Source organism: Actinomadura soli (assembly GCF_005889715.1).
GTDB classification, from domain to species: Bacteria; Actinomycetota; Actinomycetes; order Streptosporangiales; family Streptosporangiaceae; genus Spirillospora; species Spirillospora soli.
Genome location: NZ_VCKW01000025.1, coordinates 24501 through 43380, shown reverse-complemented (window position 1 = coordinate 43380; position 18880 = coordinate 24501). Strand labels below are relative to the sequence as shown.

Genomic DNA, 18880 nt, shown 5'->3' with positions numbered 1-18880 from the left:
AGGGAGAACCATGGGACTACGCCACGCGCTGGCGGCGCTGGCCGAGCAGTGGGACGACGTCCGCGAGCGGCTGTCGCCCGGCGAGTTCGACGAGGTGCAGGCGCTCGTCGACGCGTTCACCCGGGAGGGCGACCGGGTGGCGTCGGAGGAGCTCGCCGAGGACATCGCGGACCTGCTGCGCGCCCGCCTGCCCCGCGACCATCCGTTCCTCGTGGCGCTGCGCGCGCGGGAGGAACGGCTCGCGCCCGACGCCGCCCGGAGGGCCACGGAACTGGCCGCCTGGTTCGGCCTGAGCGGGCCGCTGCAGGTCCGGCTCGGCCGCCCTCCGGGGCCGACGTCCGCAGAGGTGGAGCGCGAGGCCGATGCGTGGCTGCTGGACGCGCCCGCGCTGGACGCCGACCAGCTCCGCGCGCACGGCCTCGACCCCGGCGACCCCGACCTGATCCGCCTCGACCGCGCCGACGGACGCGGCCGCTGGCCCGCCTTCCAGTTCGGGGCCGACGGCAGCCCGCTGCGGATCGTCCGGGAGATCAACCGGATCCTGGCGGCGTCCGACGACCCGTTCGGCGCGGCCGACTGGTGGCTGGGCCGCAACGGCAGGCTCGGCGACGCGCCCGCCCGGCTCATCGGGAACCTGCCCGACGACGAGCTGATCGCCGCCGCCCGCGCCGAGACGGGGGGCGCGTGAGATGCCGAACGCCGAACCCCCGCGGCTCTTCCGCCCGGCCCCCCACATGCACCTGCTGAAGGCCGGTGAGCGGCTGTGGCGGGTGCACGACCGCAGGCACGACCCGACGTCGGTGAACCCGAGGCCGTCCGACGACAACTTCGGCGGCGGGCGCTTCGACGGCACCGACCGCGCCCCCTACCCGGCGTACTACGCCGGGCTGGAGGCCGGGACCGCGCTGGCCGAGACGCTGCTGCGGGACGTCCCGTTCAACGACAAGGGCTTCCGGACCATCCGCCGCGCCCGCGTCCACGGCCGCCGCGCCAGCGTCGTGGAGACGACCGACGCGCTGAACCTGGTCGACCTCTGCTCCGGCGAGGCGCTGGCGGCCGTCGCGCAGGACACCTGGCTCGTCCAGGCCGAGACCGGGGAGTACCACGCCACCCGGCGCTGGGCGGCCTGGATCCGCGAGCAGGTCCCGGCGGCGCAGGGGCTGATCTGGCCGTCGAAGCGCGAGGGGAGCAGGCCCGCGCTCGTGCTGTTCCGGGACCGCTGCCCGGACGGCTGCCTCGTCGCCGACCCGCACTCGGGACAGGACCTGGACGATCTCGAAGGAGCCGCCTGGATCAACGCGCAGCTCGCCGCCTACCGCGCCCGCGTCACCCGGCCCCGCCATGACCGGCGCCCCTGACCCCGGCCCCGCCGAGCTGGGCAGGCGCCTGTTCGTCCAGGCGCTCGACGGCGACGCGGACGCCCTGGACGAGGCGATCGAGCTGCTGCGCGAGACGGCCGCCCTGGAAGACCTCGGCGACGCGCTCTTCCACCGGTTCTGGCGGGCCCTGGACGCCGCGCCCGTCGACGACGACGCCGGCATGAAGGCGCTGGACGACCTGGACGAAGCGATCGGGGCCATGCGCGCCGCCCTGGAGGTCGCGGACGAGGAGGACCGCCGGATGATCGCCGCGTCCTGCGGCGACATGCTCCACACCCGCTTCCGGCTGCTCCGCCGCGACGAAGGCGATCTCCACGCGGCGATCGGCATGCTGGTCCTGGCGACCGAGGGCCCGGAACCGGATCCGCTCGCGGCGGCCGACCTCGCCGACGCGCTCGCGGACCGCTTCGAGATCCTCGACGCCGAAGACGACCGCGACGAGGCGATCCGGTGGTCCCGCACGGCGCTCGACGCGCTGTTGCTCACCAAGAGGCGCGACGTGCTGGTGAACGTCCAGCGGCTCGCCGAGCTGCTCATCGACCGGGCCGACGAGACGATGGACGCCGCCGACTACACGGCCGCGATCGGCTACGCGGAGCGCGCTTTCGCGGTGCTGCCGGACGAGGCGGAGCCCGATCGGGTCCTCGTCCTCTTCCTGCTCGGATGGGGCCGTCTGCGGCACTCCGCGCTGCGCGCGGAAGACCCTCGCGCCGAGCTGGCGGACGCGGTCGCCTGCCTGCGGCGCGCGCTGGCGATGCCGCCGGTCCCGGATCCGCCGCCCGACGAGCTGGCGGCGGTGCTGGGCCTGGCGCTCTCGTCCTGGGTCGGAGCCGACATCGAGCGAGACGGAGGCGCCCTCGAAGAGACCCGGGAACGCGCCGACGAGACGATCCGCCTGCTGACCGGCGCCAGGGACGCGCTGCACCCCGAGCATCCGTTCCGGGCCTGGGCCTGGTTCCAGCTCGGGATGACGCTGGCCATGCGGTTCCTGGCCCTCGGCGGCGAGGCCGGCGACCGCGTGGCGGCGCTCGCCGAACTCGAGGCGCTGGCGGCCTCTCCCGGCACCGACCCCGCCTTCGCGGACGTCTGCAGATTCAACATCGCCCGCGTGCTCGTCATCGAACCCATGCCGTCCGGGCTGCTGCGGAGTCTCGGCGCGTACGACTACGACGTCCACCGGAGAATGGCCGCGTTCGGTTCCGCGCCGGAGTCCGGGCCGCGTCCCGAGGACGCCCGGCGCGCACTCGCCAACCTGGATCTGATCTCCCCGGAACGCGGTGCCGTGCCCCCGGAGGACGTCCTGGAACTGCGGGCGTACGCGACGCTCTACCTGCGTTCCGGCGGGCCGACGGAAGAGGACGTCGAACGGGCCGTCCGGGACAGCGAGGCCGCCTTCCGGGAGTCCAGGGAGGACGACCCGGAGCGCGGCATGCGCCTGGGACTGCTCGCGCAGCGGATGTCCCTTCGGGCCGACCGGTCCGGACGGCCCGAAGACGAGGAACAGGCGGTCGAGACCTTCGCGCGGGCCGCCGAGGAACTCGGTGCCGACCACCGGCTCCGTCCGGCGCTGCTCGGCATGCTCGGCGAGTCGCTCGGCGGCGCCTGGGCCGACGAGCCGGGCCCGGCCGAGCGGCGCGAGGCGGTGGTCGCGCTGCTGGAACGCGTCCTGCGGCAGATGCCGGACGGCCACCCGTCCCGCGTCCAGACGCTGACGCACCTCGGCCGGGTGCTGATGGGGCAGGCGAAGTTCGACCACTCCCCGGAACGGTTCGAGCGGGTGCGCCGGCTCCTGCGCGAGGCCGTCGACCGCCCGGCCGCCGGCCCGGAGAACGAGGCGGTCAACCACTACCTCCTCGCGCGCGTGGACCAGGTCGAGGCATACCTCGGCGGGGACACGCGGCGGCTGGACAGGGTCGCCGAACGGCTCAAGCGCGCCGCGGCCCTCGTCCCCGAGGGGCACCGGCTCCGGATCACCATCCTGAACGGGCTGTCGTCGCTGTACGGCCAGCGCCACGACGCCGAGGGCGGCCTGGAGTTCCTGGACGCGGCGGACCACTACGCCGAGCTCGTCGTGCGGGCCGGGCGGGAGAGCGGCGACACGTCCAGCGACGAGGTGCTGATGAGCGAGCGCCGCCTCGCGGTCTCACCCGTGTTCAGGAATCCGAGGCAGCTGACCCGCGCGGTGCTCGACCAGGTGATCGAGCGTCTGGAGGCCCTGTCCGCGCGTACCGACGTCACGGAGGACCTGGCGTTCGCGCGCTTCTTCCGCGCCCGCGTCGGGCCCGGCGGGATGCTGGACGCACAGTGGACGGGCGGCGACCCGGGAGAGACGGCGGCCGTGGCCGAGATGCTGACCGCCTCGCTGAAGAGGGCCGACACCGACAACACGGGCTATCCGCTCCAGCTGGCGCTGACCGGCAACATCAAGGTGGGTGCGGGGTTCTCCGCGCGGAACCTGCGGATGCTCGACGAGGGCCTCTCAGTGGTGAGCGACGCGTACGGGCTCGTCCAGGCGCTTCCGCCGGGCCGCCGCTGGGAACCGGCGTACGCCGGCGTCCTCGGCATGCTCGGGATGGGACTGATCCTCCGCCACGAGCTGACCGGGGAGCGGGCCGATCTCAGCAACGGGATCGACCGGCTGGAGGCGTCGCGCGGGGCCATGTCCGGCGTCGCGCTCGCCTTCGCTCCGGTCGAGACCCTCAGCAACCTGGCCCGCGCCTACCACCAGCGCAACGATCGGACGCTGAAGGACCGGCGGCGCGCCGTCCGGCTGGGGCTTGAGGCGCTGGGGGAGCGTGCCACCGCCGTGCTGCTCCAGGACGGCCCTGAGCGCGCCTTCGAGATGGCCTTCTCCGTCGCGGCGGAGGCCGTGGAGGTGGCCCGCTGGGCTCTCGGCGAGGGGATCACCGAGGCGGCCGTCGAAGCACTGGAGCGCGGCCGCGCGACGGTTCTCCACGCGGCCACCACCGATTCCGGCGTGCCGGAGATGCTCCGCCGGGCGGGCCTGACCGACCTCGCCGGGGAGTGGGAGGACGCGCCGCAAACCGCGACCGACCCGGCTCCGTGGAATCTGCGGCCGGGCGCCGCCGGGACGCCGGACGTGGCGGAGGTCCTGGCGCGGCTGCCCGAGTCCAGGGAGCCGAGCGATCTGCGGCACCGCGTGCTGGCCGCGATCGAGGGCACCGAGGTGGAGCGGGGCCTGCTCGCGCCGCCGTCCGTCCCGGAGATCGCCGCAGCGCTGACGACCGCGGGCGCGGACGCGCTGGTGTACCTGCTGGCGCGCGACCCGCACGGCCCCGGCACGGCCGTCGTCGTGGACGCCTCCGGGGCCAGCCGGGAGATCACGCTGCCGCGCCTGACCGCCGGTCCGGACAGCAGGGTGGACGCCTTCGGGGCGGCGCAGCGCGACCTCGTCCAGGCCGACCCGGCGAAGGAGAAGCGGGTCCGCCGGAGGTGGACGCACGCGCTCGGTGACCTGTGCGACTGGGCGTGGGAGGCGGCGATGGAGGAGATCCTGGCCGCCATGCCCGCCGGGCGTCCGGGGCGGGTCGTCCTCGTCCCGGTCGGCGGCCTCGGGCAGGTGCCGTGGCACGCGGCGCGGCGGCGGGTGGCCGATGGCCGGTGGCGGTACGCGTGCCAGGACGCGGTCATCTCCTACGCGGGCTCGGCCAGGCAGTTCGCGGACGCGTGCGCCCGCGGCCGCCTGCCCCGCCGCGACGCGCCCGCCCTCGTCCGGGTCGGGGGCAGCGCGCTCTACTGGGCGTCGAAGGAGATCGAGGAGATCCATCGGCGCCACTACCCGGACGGCGTCCTGCTCGGCGGGCGCAGGCGCGGACGCGGCGGCCCGCGATCACCGGACGCGACCAAGGACAACGTCAGCGGGCTCCTGCCCCGGCACGGTTCCGCCGGCGCGTCGCTGCTGCATCTCGGCTGCCACGCCCATCCGGCTCCCCGTCCCGTCGACGCCGCCCTCGCGCTGCTGCGCGGCGAGGAGCTGAGCATGAGCGAGGTGCTCGAACGCGCTCGGGCCCGCCCGCCCGGCTCCCCGGGCGGGCTCGTCGTCCTCGCCGCGTGCGGCAGCGACCTGACGGCCACCGACCACGACGAGGCGCTGACGCTGGCGGCGGCGTTCCTCGCGGCCGGGGCGTCCGGCGCGGTCGGCGCCCGCTGGCCGGTCGACGACGTGCCCACGGCCCTGCTCATGGCGGTGTTCCACCACTACCTGAACTCCGGCTACGACGATCCGGCGCGGGCCCTGCGCGCCGCCCAGCTCTGGATGCTCGACCCCGCGCGGCGGCTCCCGGCGGGCGCCGACCCGAAGCTCGCCGACGAGATGGCCCTGACGGACCTGGCCGCCCCCGCCGCCTGGGCCGCCTTCACCTGCCAGGGCCGGTGACCTCACGCGGCCACGGGGCGGGTTCGTCGGGATTTGCCACTATCCCGGCCCCTCGATGATCACTACGTTGGGGCGTTATGAAGCCGCGCCGGACCGTCCTCACGCTGGCCGCCGCCCTGGCCGCCGCACTCCTTCCCGCAGGAGCCGCGCAGGCGTCGCCCGCGGCTCCCGCAGCGCCCGCAGGTGGCGGGCACACGGTCAAGTGCGTGTACACCCCCACGCCCGACAACCCGCCCGCGAAGCCGGTGCGCCCTCCCCGCTCCAAGGCCCGCGCCCACGGCAAGGTCGACGTCGTCCTGGTCACCAACTTCGGCGTCGTCGCCATCAGGATGGACCGGGGGAACGCCCCCTGCGCCGTGCACAGCTTCGTGAGCCTGTCCCGGCAGAAGTTCTACAACGACACGCGATGCTGGCGGCTGACCAACTCGGCGCGGCTCGGCGTCCTGCAGTGCGGTGACATCTACCGGGCGGAGGAGGGCGGCCCCGGCTACAGGTTCGACGACGAGCTCACGGGCAAGGAGACCTACCCGCGCGGGACGGTCGCCATGGGCAACTGGGGCCCGGACACCAACGGCAGCCAGTTCTTCCTCGTCCACTCCCGGGCCGAGATCCCGCCCGCGTACACGGTCCTGGGCAAGGTCACCTGGGGCCTGCCGGTCCTCGACCGGATCGTGAAGGGCGGGATCACCCCCGGCCCGAACGGCCCCCAGGACGGCGAGCCCGCCGAGCCCGTCAAGATCCACCGCGTCTTCATCCGGGGCTGACCCGGGAACGCGCCTCAACGGGAGAGGGCCGCCAAGGCTGCGGCGGTCCCCGCCTTCCACCCGGTGCCTGAGATCCCCGTGCAGCGGTGAGAAGCGCATCACATCCGTACGGACGTCACATCTCGCCGGGCCGTCTCGTCGGTCTTTATGTACCGGCTGACACGGCAAGGAGATCATGATGGACGCTCGTTTCGACTACTACGGCAACGCCACCACGGCCAAGTTCATGAAGTACGTCCAGGCGGCGGGCAAGGCTCTGGGCGCGACGACGCTGCCGCACGCGACGCGGGAACTGGTGCACATCCGGGCCAGCCAGATCAACGGCTGCGGAGTCTGCGTCGACATGCACACCAAGGACGCCGCGCACGCGGGGGAGACCTCGGCGCGCCTGAACATGATCGCGGCCTGGCGGGAGGCCAAGGTCTTCAGCGAGGCCGAGCGCGCCGCCCTGGAGCTGACCGAGCAGGGCACCCGCATCGCCGACGCCGCCGGTGGTGTGCCGGACGAGGTCTGGGCGAACGCCGCCAAGCACTACGACGACGACCAGCTCGCCGCCCTTGTGTCCGAGATAGCGCTCATCAACGCCTGGAACCGGATGAACGTGATCGTCCAGCAGCCCGCCGGTGACTACGAGCCCGGCCAGTGGGGCTGACCGGATAGGCCCCCGCACCGGGGCGGCCCTCCAGACCAAGGTCCCGCCGACCGTGCCCCCGGTCGGCGGGGCCTTGCCGCGTCCGGATCTCGCCGCCATCACTCCGGGTGCCGGGGCATAGCCTCCGCGCAATGGGCAAGTGGGATTGGGCCTATGCCCAGGGCGGCCTCAGGATGTGTCCAAGTTGTCCGGTGGGCGTCCGGTTCATCGAGGAGCTTGGCGGGGACGCGGTGATGTGCGAGGTGGACTACCCGCACGGCGACTCGATCTGGCCCGACGTCCGCAAGGCCATCGACGCGCGGATCGCCGGTCTCCCGGAGGACGTCCAGTACAAGCTCCGGATCGCCAGCGCCGAGCGCGTCTACGGCTTCGAGGCGTCCGGCCTGGGACGGCGATAGGCAGGGGAGGTCGGGCCGGACGTGGACGTCCGGCCCGGACTTCCGCTCCTCGGTGGCTCAGCGGCCCCGCCACTTCGGCGGGCGCTTCTCGGCGAACGCGACGGCGCCCTCGCGGGCGTCCTCGGAGGTGAACACCGGGTCCATGATCGCCTGCTGCCGGGCGAACGCCTCGCCGGTGCTCCAGTCGGCGGACGAGACGATGATCTCCTTCGTGGCGGCCACCGCGAGGGGCCCGTTGGCGGCGATCTCCGCCGCCAGCGCGCGGGCCGCCGCGAGGGCCTCGCCGGGGGCGGTCAGCCGGTTGACCAGGCCGTGCCGGTGGGCGTCGGCGGCGGTGAGGAACCCGCCGGTCAGCGCCAGCTCCATAGCGATGCCCGGCGGGATGCGGCGGGGCAGGCGCAGCAGGCCGCCCGCGCCCGCGACCAGGCTCCGCTTCACCTCCGGCAGCCCGAAGCTGGCGTCCTCGGCGGCGACGATCAGGTCGCAGGCGAGCGCGATCTCGCAGCCCCCGGCCAGCGCGTAGCCCTCGACCGCCGCGATCACCGGCTTGCGCGGCGGCCGCTCGGCGATCCCCGCGAAGCCGCGCTCCGGATGGCTCACGTCCTCGCCTGCGACGAACGCCTTGAGGTCCATCCCGGAGCAGAACGTCCCGCCGGCGCCGGTGACGACGGCGACGGTGAGGTCCGGACGGGAGTCGAACTCGTCCAGGGCCGCCGCGACGCCGTCGCTGACGGCCCGGTCGACCGCGTTGCGGACGGCGGGACGGTTGAGGGTGATGACGGTGACGCCGTCGGCGTGCTCGACCAGCACCTCGTCGGACATGCGGGCTCCAGGGGGTCGTGTCGGGGCTTCCGGGTCAGATTTTCTGATGATAGATTCAGTTTTAGTTGGATGCAAGAGTGGAGGACTGGAATGGCTAACACGCCGAAGGGCCGGCGCACGGAGGCGGCGTTCCTCGAGGCCGCGCGCACGGTGTTCGCCGAGAAGGGCTACTTCAACACCAAGATCTCCGACATCGCGGCGGCGGCGGGGCGCTCGGCCGGGTCGTTCTACAACTACTACGACAACAAGGAAGAGCTGCTCGAAGCGCTGCTGGCGCAGTTCTCGTCCGAGGTGCAGGGCACCACCGCCCGGTTGCACCACAAGGGCGACCCCTACGAGAACATCGTGGAGGCCGTACGCGCCTACTGGTCCAGCTACCGGAAGTACCTGCCCGAGATGATCGGGGTCTTCCAGATGTCGATGACCGACCCCGAGTACGCCCGCAGGTGGCGCCGCAACCGCGCCGCGGGGGTGCGGAGCATCGTCGACGGCATCGTCCGGGCCCGCAGCGAGGGCTACGACCCGGACCTCGACACCGAGGTGCTGGCCTCCGCGCTGGTGTCCACCCTGGAGTCGTTCTGCTGGGTGTGGATGGTCGGCGGGGGCGACGAGGGCGTCCCGGCGCCGGACGACGAGACCGCGATCCGCACCCTGGCCGCCATCTGGTACCGGACGGTCTTCTTCAACGCGCCCGACCCCGCGCAAGCCGTCCAGGACCCTGCGCCGGACGGGGGCAGCGGCGAGCGGCAGCCCGCCCGGCGCGCGGCGGCCCCGGCACGGCTCAGCTAGGGACCGCGGGGCCGCGGCCGCGCAGCTCCCTGCGCAGGATCTTGCCCGACGCGTTGCGCGGCAGCGCCTCGACCATAGGTGAGCGGCGGGCCGCCATGGCCGGCGAAGGCGAGGGCCTCCGGCCGCAGCTCGGCGTGCCTCCGGACGAGGGCCTCGGTGGTGCGCATCCTCGATACTCCCTTCGCTAGTGCCGGACGGCCGAGGCCGGACGGGGGCCGGCGTCGGCGGCGGCGTCCGCGCGCCGGACGACTCCCCGGGCGGCCAGCAGGTCGATCTCCCTCTCCGGGCATCCGGCCCACTCCCGCAGCACCCGCTCGGTGTCGGCGCCGAGGAGCGGGCCCGGGGCGCGGACCGCGCCCGGCGTCCGGCTGAGCTTCGGGACGACGTTGGGCATCGGGATCTCCAGGCCGGTGCCCGGGTCGGAGAGCCGCACGATCATGTCCCGGGCGGCGTAGTGCGCGTCGGTGAGCATGTCCGCCGGGGTGTAGATCCGTCCCCGGGGGGACCGTGTGCTCGTCCAGCAGGCGCTCGGCCTCCTCCAGCGCAGCCCGGCGACCCAGTCGCCGATCAGGGCGTCCAGCTCGGCCATGTTCCGGCCGCGGGCCTGGTGCGTGGCGAACGTCGGTGCTTGCCGCCGCCTGCGCCGTCCAGCGCAGGGGCGGAGCCTCCCCGGGGACGACGCCGCGCCCCGGAACCGCATCAGATCATCACCTCACCGTACGAACCGAACAGGGAGTGCAGAGATGAAGACGCTCGACCGAGCCGAACTGATCACGGTGACGGGCCTGGTCACCGGCGCCGCGCCCACGCCGACGCGCTGAGCCGTCCGCGTCCCGAGCCCGCCCCTCCCGGTCCGCCCCCGGGACGGGCGTCGCCGTTGGCGGCGCGGTCAGGGGCGGACGCGCAGGGCGATCAGGGCTATGTCGTCCGTGCCGGTGCTGGGCATGGCGTCCAGCAGAGCGTCGCAGAAGTCCTCCAGCGGACGGGGCGCGAGCGCGGACGCGTGGCGGCGGAGCCTGTCCAGGCTGGCGTCCAGGTCTTCGCCGGGGCGTTCGACGAGGCCATCGGTGTAGAGCAACAGAGTGGAGCCGGGCGGCAGCGGTTCGGTCGCGCTGTGGTAGGGCTGGTTGAGCGGCGATCCGAGCAGCGGGTCGGCGACGTCGTCCAGGAACCGGCCGCCGCCGGGGACGATCAGGAGCGGCGGTGGATGCCCGGCGACGGCGTAGGTGAACCGCCACCGGCCGGGCTCGGGTTCCTCGACCCGGGACAGGACGCACGTCGCCGTCGCCTCCGGGTCCACCGTCTCCATGGCGATGTTGAGGCGGCGCAGGATCTCGGAGGGCGGGGTGAGGCGGTCGGCGGTCAGCACGCGCAGCATGTTGCGGAGCCGGCTCATCTCCACGGCCGCGGCCAGGTCGTGGCCGACGACGTCACCGATGGCCAGCACCGTCGCGCCGTCGGGCAGGACGAACGAGTCGTACCAGTCGCCGCCCACCCCGGCCGCGGCCGGGCTGGCCACATACCGGGCGGCGATGTCCAGGTCGGCGAGGACGGGCGGGTCGGCGAGCAGGCTGTGCTGGAGCGCCAGGGCCAGCTGCTGGGTGCGGTGGTACTGGACGGCGCTGCTCAGCGCGTCGTGGGTGTGGGTGAACACCTGCTTCATGAGGGCGATGTCGGCCGGGCCCAGCGGCGCGCGGTCGCCGCGCCGCGCGGCCGTGACCGCCGCCGCCACGGTCCCGTCGACGACGACCGGCAACAGCACGACGCTGGTCGCCTGGGCCTGGGTCAGCCAGGCCGAGGTGGTCCTCGGCAGCAGGTCCTCGGGCGGGCGGCCCGGCGGGAAGGTGCGGCGCAGCGGGCGGCGCCCCTTGATCGCGCGGGCGAACCCGCTGTCGGGGGAGAAGCGCTCCTCGCCGGTCGGCGGCTGCCGCCGCACGCCGCCCCGCGACGCGGTCGCGATGCGGCGCGCGACGATCGGCGCGCCCGGCGGACGGTCGACGAGGTCGGGCAGCAGGTGCACCCCGCAGCCGTCGGCGAGCGCGGGGACGAGCACGTCCGCGAGCGCGCCGAACATCCCGTCCAGCCCGGTCTGCTCCCCGGCCGCCGCGGCGGCGCGGTCGAGCAGCTCCCGGCGCTGCCGCTCCTGCCACTCCTCCTCGACGTCGGTGCAGGTCCCGACCCACTCCACCACGACATCGCCCTCGAACACGGGCGCGGCGTGGACGTCGTAGTGCCGGTACCCGCCGTCCACCCCGCGCACCCGGTAGGTGTAGTGCCACGGACGGGCCCGCCCGCACGCCTCCCGCCAGGACCGCAGCGCCGCGTCACGGTCGTCGGGATGCAGGACGTCCGACCAGCCGTCGCCGCGGGACTCCGCACAGGACTGCCCCGTCGCCCGCTCCCAGCCCTCGCTCGACTCGGTCAGCCGGCCCGACGGGTCCGCCGCCCACACGATCTGCGCGCTCAGCCACACCAGGCTCTCGAAGCGGCGCCGGATCCGCTCCTGCTCCTTGGTGGCCCGGTCCGCGCGCCGCGCCGCGGCGACCTGCTCGGTCACGTCCACCGCGATCACCAGCACCCCGGGCGGCCCGTGGGCGAACCGGGACAGGCTGACCGACAGGAACCGGTCCGGGTCGGCGGAGGAGGCCGTGCGCACCGGCGCCTCGACGATGCTGACCGGCTCTCCGGTGGCCAGCACGTGGTCGAACAGGCCGCCGTAGTCCCGCCGCGCCGACCGGCTGAAGGCGTCCGCGAGCGGCTCGCCGAGCGGAGGGTCGCCGACGTGGGTCCGGAAGGCGAGATTGGTGTACGCCACCCGGTGGTCGGGCCCGGTCGTCAGCGCGACGGCGACCGGCGCCGGATCGAACGCCTCCAGCGCCAGCCACCGCATCCCACGACCGTCAGCGTCATGCATCACGCGTCCCCTGGTCGGCCCGCCGCACCCGTGACATTCCCTCCCTACCCACGATGCCCGGCCGTATCGTCCTGACCGTCACCTGGCCGGACGTGCGAGAATCCGGTCATGGAAACCAACGGGGACGCGGTCGCCGACCCGCAGCTTCCGCTTCGTGACGTCGTCGCGAGGCGCATCCGGGAGCTGATCCTCACCGGCGGGCTGAGCCCGGGGGAGCGGCTTCCCGAGGATCACCTGGCCGAGCAGCTCGGCGTGTCCCGCAACCCGGTGCGGGAGGCGCTCCGGACGCTGGAGGCCGAGGGGTTCGTCCAGGTCTTCGCCCGCCGCGGCGCCTCGGTGGCCACGCTGTCGGTCAAGCAGGCGGACGATCTGTTCGACCTGCGCCTCGCGCTCGAACCGCTCGGCGCCCGGCTGGCGGCGCGCCACGTCACCCAGCCGGCGGTGGACCTGCTGCGGAAGATCCTCGCGATGGCGCAGCAGGACGGGGCCCGGCGCAGCGCGCAGGAGCTGTCCGACCTGCACACCGAGCTGCACTCGAAGATCTTCGAGATGTCGCGCAACGACCACCTCATCAGCGTCGCGCTGCCGATGGTGCGGCGGGGGCAGTGGCTGCTCCTCCAGCACTCCTCGCTCAAGAACCCGCACGCCTGGGACGAGCACGAGCCCCTGATCGCCGCGATCGAGATGGGCGCCGAGGAACTCGCGGAGACCACCGCGCGGGCCCACGTCCTCAGCGTCCGGCACCGCCTCATGCCCCGGCTGACCGGGACCGGCTGACGATCACCGGCTGTCCGGCCGGCCGCTGATCAGCGGCCGACGGCGTACGCCTGCGCGCTGCGCGGGTCGGCCGCCGCCTTGAGCCGGCCGCCTTCCTTGGCGACCGCGGTGAGGCGGCCGAGCCGCCACGGGCCCGGCACCACGACGCGATGGCCCCGCCTGGTCAGCTCCTCCCGGACGGCTTCCGGGAACCGGCTCTCCATGACGAGCTCACCGCGCCGGGAGTCGCGGGGGTAGAACGACGCCGGGAAATGCGTGGTGTGGAAGAGCGGCGCGTCGATGGCGGCCTGGAGATCGTTCGGGCCCCGCCGGTCCTGCGCGACCACGTCGGTCAGGAACGCGGCCTGCCACTGGTCCTGCTGGTCGCCGCCGGGAGTGCCCATCGCCATCCACGGCACCCCGTCGCGGAACACCAGAGACGGCGTCAGGGTCGTGCGGGGGCGGACGCCGGGCCGCAGCGAATTCGGACGTCCCTGGTCGAGATAGAACATCTGCGCCCGCGTTCCCAGCCCGAAGCCGAGCCCGGGGATGACCGGCGAGCTCTGCAGCCAGCCTCCGCTCGGGGTCGCGGAGACGAGGTTGCCCCAGCGGTCGACGACGTCGACGTGGCAGGTGTCGCCGCGGGCCGTGCCCAGCTTGCCGAGGGTCGGTTCGCCGAGTTCCCCGGCCGGTTCCGGCCCGGCGGCGGCGGTGAGATGCGGCAGCCGCGGGACGCGCCCGTCCGGATGGCCGGGCCGCAGGTCGAGGTCGGCCAGCTCGGAGACCAGCGCCGCCCGCTCGCGCGCGTAGTCCGCGGACAGCAGGCGGCCGAGGGGGACGTCGGCGTGGTCGGGGTCGCCGTACCAGGCCTCCCGGTCGGCGAAGGCGAGCTTGGCCGCCTCGGTGATCAGGTGCACCCAGTCCGGCGAGCGGACCTCGTGGTCCCACAGGCCGAGCGCGTCGAAGAGCCGGACCTGCTGGGCGAGCACCGGGCCCTGGCTCCATGGGCCCGCCTTGAACACGGTGTAGCGGTCCGCGAACGGCGCCGACACCGGGGCCTCGACCGAGGCGCTCCAGGCGGCGAGGTCGTCCCCGGTGAGCAGTCCGGCGTGGTCCTCACCGGACGAGTCGCGCCAGGCGGTGGCCTGGAAACGCTCGATGGCCTCGGCGACGAAGCCCCGGTAGAAGGCGTCCCTGGCCGCCTGGATCCGCTGCTCGCGCGTCGTTCCGGTCGCTTCGGCGAGGATGCGCCGGTAGGTCGCCCCGGTCGCGGGCAGCCGCCACCAGTCCTTCGGCGCAGGGGCTTCGGTGCCGTCCAGCCACACCGCCGCCGACGTGGGCCAGTGGCCGAGGAACAGCGGGCGGACGGCGTCGATGGCCGCGCTCGTCGTCGCCAGCAGCGGGAAGCCGGTCTCGGCGTAGTGGATCGCGTAGGCGAGGACGTCCGCCAGCTCCCAGGTCCCCCAGCGGGCGAGCATCGAGAGCCAGCCGTCGAACGCGCCGGGGACCACGGCCGCCAGCGGCCCGCTGCCCGGTACCAGGCCGAGCGAGAGGCCGGCGAAGTGCTCCGCCGTGGCGGCGGCGGGCGACACCCCCTGGCCGCAGATCACGCTGGTCGCCTGCTCCCGCCCGCTCCAGGTCAGCGCCACCAGGTCGCCCCCGGGCCCGCACAGGTGCGGCTCGACGATCTGCATGACGAACCCCGCCGCCACGGCCGCGTCGGCCGCGTTGCCGCCCCGCTCCAGCACGTTCATCGCCGACGTGGACGCGAGCCAGTGGGTGCTGGCCACCATCCCGAAGCTGCCGTTCAGTTCCGGACGGGTCTGCAATGGGCTCAACTCCCGGGGGGCGAAATGATCGAGGGAATCCGAGGACTGTATACGAGAACGCCTACCGCCCATCTCGCGACGTGGGACTATCTTGTCGCGTGACGTCGAATCGTATACCGTCATCCCTCACGTGCCCGAAGACGGCACCGTCCGACCGATATCCGACGCCCGCACCGTCCGTGGATTCCGAGGAGTAGTGACCATGAACGCACCGGAGCCCGTCCTCAGCCGGCGCCGCCTCCTCGGCCTCGCGGGAGGCGCCGCGGCCGCCATGGCCCTCGGGGGCTGCGGATCGCTGGGCGGCGGCGGGTCCAAGGACGGCAAGCTGCACCTGAACATGTTCATCTGGGCCGGCTCGAACCAGGGCGTCCTGCCCCGCGAGGTGGTCAAGCAGTTCCTGGCCGAGAACCCCGAGGTCTCGATCGACTTCGTCGAGTCCAACAACACCGTGACCTATCCGAAGATGGTCGCGGCCAAGAAGACGACGCCCGACGACAACTACGTCGACTTCGGGTTCTTCAACGCCTCCACCTTCGCGCAGGGCGTCGAGGACGAGATGTGGGACGCGCTGAACCCGTCCGCCGTGCCGAACATGTCCCACGTCCTCAAGCCCTACCAGGTGAAGGACAACATGGGCGCCGGGTACCAGCTCACCGTCGCCGGGCTGCTCCACAACAAGAAGGTCGCCCCGGCCTCGCCCACCTCGTGGAAGGCGCTGTGGGACCCGGCCTTCGCCGGGAAGGTCGCGGTCTTCGACTACCAGTGGATCCCGCTCGTGCTGGCGGCGCGGCTGAACGGCGGCAGCGAGACCCAGATCGACGCGGGGTTCAAGGTGTGGGCCGAGCACGCGAGCCAGTTCAAGGCGCTGCTCAACTCCAACGACCAGCTGCTCAACCTGATGTCCAGCGGCGACGCGGCGCTGAGCTACTGGTGGTACGGGATCTCCAAGGACTGGATCAAGGGCGGCGCCCCCTTCGAGTACGTCACCCCGGCGGAGGGCGCGGTCTCGTTCCCCGCCTATCTCGCCATGGTGTCGAACCTGAACTCGGAGCAGAAGGACGTCGCGCAGCAGATCATCAACCGGCTGCTCGACGCCAAGAACGCCGGCCGCTACGCCGATCTCACCGGCACCATCGCCGCGACCGACAACGCGGTGCTGACCGAGCGGCAGAAGAAGGACCCCGCGCTCCAGCCCGAGGTCGGGCAGAAGGCGATGCAGTTCGACTGGGGCGCGATCGCCTCCCAGGACGCCGAATGGCGCAAGCGCTGGGACAGCGAAGTCAAGTCACGGATGAAGTGAGGCCGTACTCCCGATGAGTGACCAGGGCCAGGCCGGGCCGCCGCACGCCGAGCCGTCGCAGGCCGGGGTGCCGCACGCGGTCGAGATCCGGGGCGTCCGGAAGGCGTTCCAGGGGGCGGTCGCGCTCGACGGCGTGTCGATCGACGTCCCGGACGGTTCGTTCTTCTCGCTGCTCGGGCCGAGCGGCTGCGGGAAGTCCACCCTGCTCCGCGTGATCAGCGGATTCGAGTCCCCGGACGCCGGAACGCTCCACATCGCCGGGCGGGACATGACCGACACGCCCCCGAACCGGCGCCCCACCGCGATGGTCTTCCAGCGCTGGGCGCTGTTCCCGCACATGAACGTCCGGGACAACGTGGCGTACGGGCTCCGCCTGCGGAAGACCGGCAAGCAGCGGATCCGCGCGCGGGTGGACGAGCTGCTCGCGCTGGTCGGGCTGGAGGAGCACAGCGCGAAGCGGCCCAGCCAGCTGTCCGGCGGGCAGCAGCAGCGGGTGGCGCTCGCGCGGGCCCTGGCGATCGAGCCGCGGGTCCTGCTGCTGGACGAGCCGCTCGCCTCCCTGGACCTCAAGCTGCGGCTCCAGATGCAGCTGGAGCTCAAGCGGATCCAGCGCGAGGTCGGCACCACGTTCGTCTTCGTCACCCACGACCAGGGCGAGGCGATGACGATGTCCGACGCGATCGCGGTCATGAAGGACGGCCGCGTCCAGCAGATCGGCAGCCCGCAGGAGATCTACGACGAGCCGAGGTCGGCGTTCGTGGCCGACTTCATCGGCGACACCAACCTGCTGGAGCTGGACGAGCCGGTGCGCGACGGCCGGATGACCGTCGGCGGCCGGACGTTCGCGGCGCCGGACCGCGCCGCCGCCGGTGGCGAAGGCGACGGCGGCTGCAAGGCGCTCAGCCTGCGGTACGAGCGCGTCCGCGTCGGTGAGGAACTGGACTGCGCGAACGTCGCGGACGCCGCGGTCGAGGAGGTCGTCTTCTTCGGCGGCTCGATCCGCTACCGCGTCCGGCTGGACGGCAACGCCCAGGAACTGGTGGCCGAGGTGCCCCGGACGGGGGTCGAGACCCCGTATCCGATCGGCGCGAGGATCCGCGTCGGCTGGGACCCGAACGCGGCGATCGCCCTGGCCTCATGACCGCCGCGACGTCCTCGAAGCCGCGCGGCCGCGGCCGTTCCGCGGCCCGCGCGCGTTCCGCCGCCGCGGGCTGGTTCCTGCTGCTCCCGGCGCTGCTGCTGGTCGTCCTGTTCTTCCTCGTCCCGATGGTGATCTTCTTCCGGTACGGCTTCGGCACGACCGAGGACAACGGGATCGGCGACTCGGGCTTCACGCTGGAGCACTACAAGTCATTCCTGACCGACGGCTACTACATCGACATCCTGCTGAGCACGGTCAAGATCGCGGCGATCGCCACCGTGTTCTCGGTGCTGGTCAGCTATCCGCTCGCCTACGCGATGTGGCGGACGGGCAGCGACTGGCTGCGGGTCACGCTCGGCGTCGTCGCCTTCCTGCCCATGCTGGTCAGCTCGGTCGTCCGGGCGTACGGGTGGCAGGTCGTCCTCGCCGACCACGGCCCGCTCGCCTGGTTCCTCGACGTCGCCCACATCAGCGACAACCCGCCCGAGCTGCTGTTCCAGACCAGCGGCGTGGTCATCGGCATGGTCCACATGTTCCTGCCGTTCGTCGTCTACCCGGTCTACACGTCGCTACAGCAGATCGAGCCGGAGGTGCTGGAGTCGTCGTCCGATCTCGGCGCGAGCTGGTTCACGACGTTCCGCCGGGTCACGTTCCGGCTGTCGCTGCCGGGTCTGGTCGCGGGGGCGCAGATCTGCTTCACGCTGGTGCTCGGGTCGCTGGTGATCCCGTCGATCCTGGGCGGCGGACGGGTCAAGTTCCTGCCGGTGACCATCTACAACGACACCAGTTCCGTCGAGTGGCCGATCGCGTCCGTGGAGAGCACGGTGCTGCTGGTGGGCGCGCTCGCCGCCGTCCTGGTCTTCGGCGCCGTCTCGCGCAGGACGAAGGTGAAGTGATGGCTTCTTCTTCCACGTTCCGGGCGGCCCGCGTGCGCAGGCTGATCCTGCACGTGATCACCGCGCTGTGCGTCTTCTTCGTGCTCGCGCCGCTGGTCGTGGTGATCCTGAACTCGTTCAGCAGCGTGTCCTACAACAAGTTCCCGCCGCCGGGCTTCTCGCTCAAGTGGTACGAGAACATCTTCCAGGTCCCGGAGTTCGGGAACTCCGCCGTCTACTCGCTGGTCCTCGCGGCGCTGTCGACCGTGCTCGCGACCGTCATCGGGGCGATGGCCTCCTACGCGTTCGTGCGCGGGCGGCTGTTCGCGAAGGGGCTGATCTCAGGGGCCATTCTCGCGTCGCTCGTCGTGCCCAAGATCGTCCTGGGCGTGGGCCTCTTCGTCTTCTTCGCGAAGATCGGCGGCTACGGGCAGCTGTGGTCGGTCGTGGTGTCGCACGCGGTCATCTCGCTGCCCTTCGTGGTCACGCTGGTGAGCGCGGCGATGGTCGGCCTCGACCGGAGCCTCGAAGAGGCGTCCCGCGATCTCGGGGCCTCGCCGTTCACGACGTTCCGCCAGATCGTCCTGCCGCAGATCCGGGTCTCGATCACCGTGGGGGCGCTGTTCGCGTTCATCGTCTCCTTCGACCAGCTTGAGTCCACGATCTTCCTGCTGAAGCCGGGGACCGAGACGCTTCCGATCGCCCTGTTCAACTACACGATCAAGCACCAGGACCCGACTGTCGCGGCGCTGTCGTCGCTGATGATCCTGTTCAGCGTGGCGCTCGTCATCGTGGCGGCGGTGCTGCTCAAGCGGGGCAACGCCATGGAGGCCCTGCGCCGCACCCAGGAGAGCCAGAAGTGACG

Annotated in this window: 16 protein-coding genes; 12 read left to right on the top strand and 4 right to left on the bottom strand. The window is 73.0% G+C overall.

All coding sequences use genetic code 11. The features are described from left to right. The first annotated feature begins 10 nt into the window (after positions 1-10). The 6 genes from ETD83_RS07400 (at position 11) to ETD83_RS07375 (ending at position 7589) form a co-directional block, all read left to right on the top strand. On the top strand, positions 11-688 hold the full coding sequence (locus ETD83_RS07400) for a hypothetical protein (RefSeq protein WP_138644307.1): 678 nt from the start codon (positions 11-13) through the stop codon (positions 686-688). A 1-nt stretch (position 689) separates the two neighbouring features. Continuing rightward, entirely contained in the window at positions 690-1358 is a 669-nt protein-coding gene (locus ETD83_RS07395; RefSeq protein ID WP_138644306.1) for an RES family NAD+ phosphorylase, read from the top strand. Beyond that, entirely contained in the window at positions 1342-5775 is a 4434-nt protein-coding gene (locus ETD83_RS42280) for a CHAT domain-containing protein (RefSeq protein ID WP_171064057.1), read from the top strand. The genes ETD83_RS07395 and ETD83_RS42280 overlap by 17 nt, the downstream gene beginning before the upstream one ends. Positions 5776-5852: 77 nt before the next feature. After that, positions 5853-6539 carry a peptidylprolyl isomerase gene (locus ETD83_RS07385; protein ID WP_138644305.1) on the top strand — a complete coding sequence of 229 codons (687 nt, stop codon included), beginning with the start codon at positions 5853-5855 and terminating at the stop codon, positions 6537-6539. A 178-nt stretch (positions 6540-6717) separates the two neighbouring features. Then, a complete protein-coding gene (locus ETD83_RS07380) occupies positions 6718-7191 on the top strand; it encodes a carboxymuconolactone decarboxylase family protein (protein ID WP_138644313.1) in 474 nt (157 codons plus the stop codon). A 191-nt stretch (positions 7192-7382) separates the two neighbouring features. Then, on the top strand, positions 7383-7589 hold the full coding sequence (locus tag ETD83_RS07375) for an amidohydrolase family protein (protein WP_138644304.1): 207 nt from the start codon (positions 7383-7385) through the stop codon (positions 7587-7589). Positions 7590-7646: 57 nt separating this feature from the next. Here the strand turns inward: ETD83_RS07375 and ETD83_RS07370 are convergent, their stop codons facing one another. Beyond that, complete coding sequence (locus tag ETD83_RS07370; protein ID WP_138644303.1) at positions 7647-8411, bottom strand: crotonase/enoyl-CoA hydratase family protein; 765 nt, start codon at positions 8409-8411, stop codon at positions 7647-7649. A 90-nt stretch (positions 8412-8501) separates the two neighbouring features. Between ETD83_RS07370 and ETD83_RS07365 the strand changes: the two genes are divergently transcribed. Next, a complete protein-coding gene (locus ETD83_RS07365; protein ID WP_138644302.1) occupies positions 8502-9200 on the top strand; it encodes a TetR/AcrR family transcriptional regulator in 699 nt (232 codons plus the stop codon). A gap of 184 nt (positions 9201-9384) precedes the next feature. Here ETD83_RS07365 and ETD83_RS07360 read toward each other — a convergent pair whose 3' ends face one another. Together ETD83_RS07360 and ETD83_RS07355 are read right to left on the bottom strand one after the other, a co-directional pair. Next, a complete protein-coding gene (locus ETD83_RS07360; RefSeq protein ID WP_138644301.1) occupies positions 9385-9900 on the bottom strand; it encodes a CoA transferase in 516 nt (171 codons plus the stop codon). 189 nt (positions 9901-10089) lie between these two features. Then, the gene (locus ETD83_RS07355) at positions 10090-12090 is read right to left on the bottom strand and encodes a SpoIIE family protein phosphatase (protein ID WP_230420747.1); all 2001 of its coding nucleotides are present in this window, start codon (positions 12088-12090) and stop codon (positions 10090-10092) included. A gap of 132 nt (positions 12091-12222) precedes the next feature. Between ETD83_RS07355 and ETD83_RS07350 the strand changes: the two genes are divergently transcribed. Continuing rightward, positions 12223-12891 carry a GntR family transcriptional regulator gene (locus tag ETD83_RS07350; protein ID WP_138644299.1) on the top strand — a complete coding sequence of 223 codons (669 nt, stop codon included), beginning with the start codon at positions 12223-12225 and terminating at the stop codon, positions 12889-12891. A 29-nt stretch (positions 12892-12920) separates the two neighbouring features. On the opposite strand, the gene ETD83_RS07345 is transcribed toward ETD83_RS07350, so the two are convergent. After that, positions 12921-14708, bottom strand: coding sequence for a gamma-glutamyltransferase family protein (locus ETD83_RS07345; protein ID WP_407921473.1), 1788 nt, complete (start codon positions 14706-14708; stop codon positions 12921-12923). A 193-nt stretch (positions 14709-14901) separates the two neighbouring features. On the opposite strand from ETD83_RS07345, the gene ETD83_RS07340 reads away from it, so the two are divergent. From ETD83_RS07340 to ETD83_RS07325, 4 genes are read left to right on the top strand one after another with little or no spacing between them, the layout of a single operon-like run. Further along, positions 14902-15999 carry an ABC transporter substrate-binding protein gene (locus ETD83_RS07340; protein WP_138644297.1) on the top strand — a complete coding sequence of 366 codons (1098 nt, stop codon included), beginning with the start codon at positions 14902-14904 and terminating at the stop codon, positions 15997-15999. Positions 16000-16012: 13 nt separating this feature from the next. Then, positions 16013-17140, top strand: a complete 1128-nt coding sequence (locus ETD83_RS07335) for an ABC transporter ATP-binding protein (protein WP_138644296.1) — start codon at positions 16013-16015, stop codon at positions 17138-17140. Beyond that, the gene (locus tag ETD83_RS07330) at positions 17137-18036 is read left to right on the top strand and encodes an ABC transporter permease (RefSeq protein ID WP_138644295.1); all 900 of its coding nucleotides are present in this window, start codon (positions 17137-17139) and stop codon (positions 18034-18036) included. Before ETD83_RS07335 ends, ETD83_RS07330 begins: the two co-directional genes overlap by 4 nt. Then, positions 18036-18878: an ABC transporter permease gene (locus ETD83_RS07325; RefSeq protein WP_138644294.1), complete on the top strand. Its 843-nt coding sequence runs from the start codon at positions 18036-18038 to the stop codon at positions 18876-18878. The genes ETD83_RS07330 and ETD83_RS07325 overlap by 1 nt, the downstream gene beginning before the upstream one ends. Positions 18879-18880 lie beyond the last annotated feature (2 nt).

What these genes read in the sequence shown, in the direction of transcription:
- ETD83_RS07400 (WP_138644307.1), top strand. Translation starts at nt 11, where the DNA reads ATGGGACTACGCCACGCGCTGGCGGCGCTGGCCGAGCAGTGGGACGAC.
- ETD83_RS07395 (WP_138644306.1), top strand. Translation starts at nt 690, where the DNA reads ATGCCGAACGCCGAACCCCCGCGGCTCTTCCGCCCGGCCCCCCACATG.
- ETD83_RS42280 (WP_171064057.1), top strand. Translation starts at nt 1,342, where the DNA reads ATGACCGGCGCCCCTGACCCCGGCCCCGCCGAGCTGGGCAGGCGCCTG.
- ETD83_RS07385 (WP_138644305.1), top strand. Translation starts at nt 5,853, where the DNA reads ATGAAGCCGCGCCGGACCGTCCTCACGCTGGCCGCCGCCCTGGCCGCC.
- ETD83_RS07380 (WP_138644313.1), top strand. Translation starts at nt 6,718, where the DNA reads ATGGACGCTCGTTTCGACTACTACGGCAACGCCACCACGGCCAAGTTC.
- ETD83_RS07370 (WP_138644303.1), bottom strand. Translation starts at nt 8,411, where the DNA reads ATGTCCGACGAGGTGCTGGTCGAGCACGCCGACGGCGTCACCGTCATC.
- ETD83_RS07365 (WP_138644302.1), top strand. Translation starts at nt 8,502, where the DNA reads ATGGCTAACACGCCGAAGGGCCGGCGCACGGAGGCGGCGTTCCTCGAG.
- ETD83_RS07360 (WP_138644301.1), bottom strand. Translation starts at nt 9,900, where the DNA reads ATGCGGTTCCGGGGCGCGGCGTCGTCCCCGGGGAGGCTCCGCCCCTGC.
- ETD83_RS07355 (WP_230420747.1), bottom strand. Translation starts at nt 12,090, where the DNA reads ATGCGGTGGCTGGCGCTGGAGGCGTTCGATCCGGCGCCGGTCGCCGTC.
- ETD83_RS07350 (WP_138644299.1), top strand. Translation starts at nt 12,223, where the DNA reads ATGGAAACCAACGGGGACGCGGTCGCCGACCCGCAGCTTCCGCTTCGT.
- ETD83_RS07340 (WP_138644297.1), top strand. Translation starts at nt 14,902, where the DNA reads ATGAACGCACCGGAGCCCGTCCTCAGCCGGCGCCGCCTCCTCGGCCTC.
- ETD83_RS07335 (WP_138644296.1), top strand. Translation starts at nt 16,013, where the DNA reads ATGAGTGACCAGGGCCAGGCCGGGCCGCCGCACGCCGAGCCGTCGCAG.
- ETD83_RS07330 (WP_138644295.1), top strand. Translation starts at nt 17,137, where the DNA reads ATGACCGCCGCGACGTCCTCGAAGCCGCGCGGCCGCGGCCGTTCCGCG.
- ETD83_RS07325 (WP_138644294.1), top strand. Translation starts at nt 18,036, where the DNA reads ATGGCTTCTTCTTCCACGTTCCGGGCGGCCCGCGTGCGCAGGCTGATC.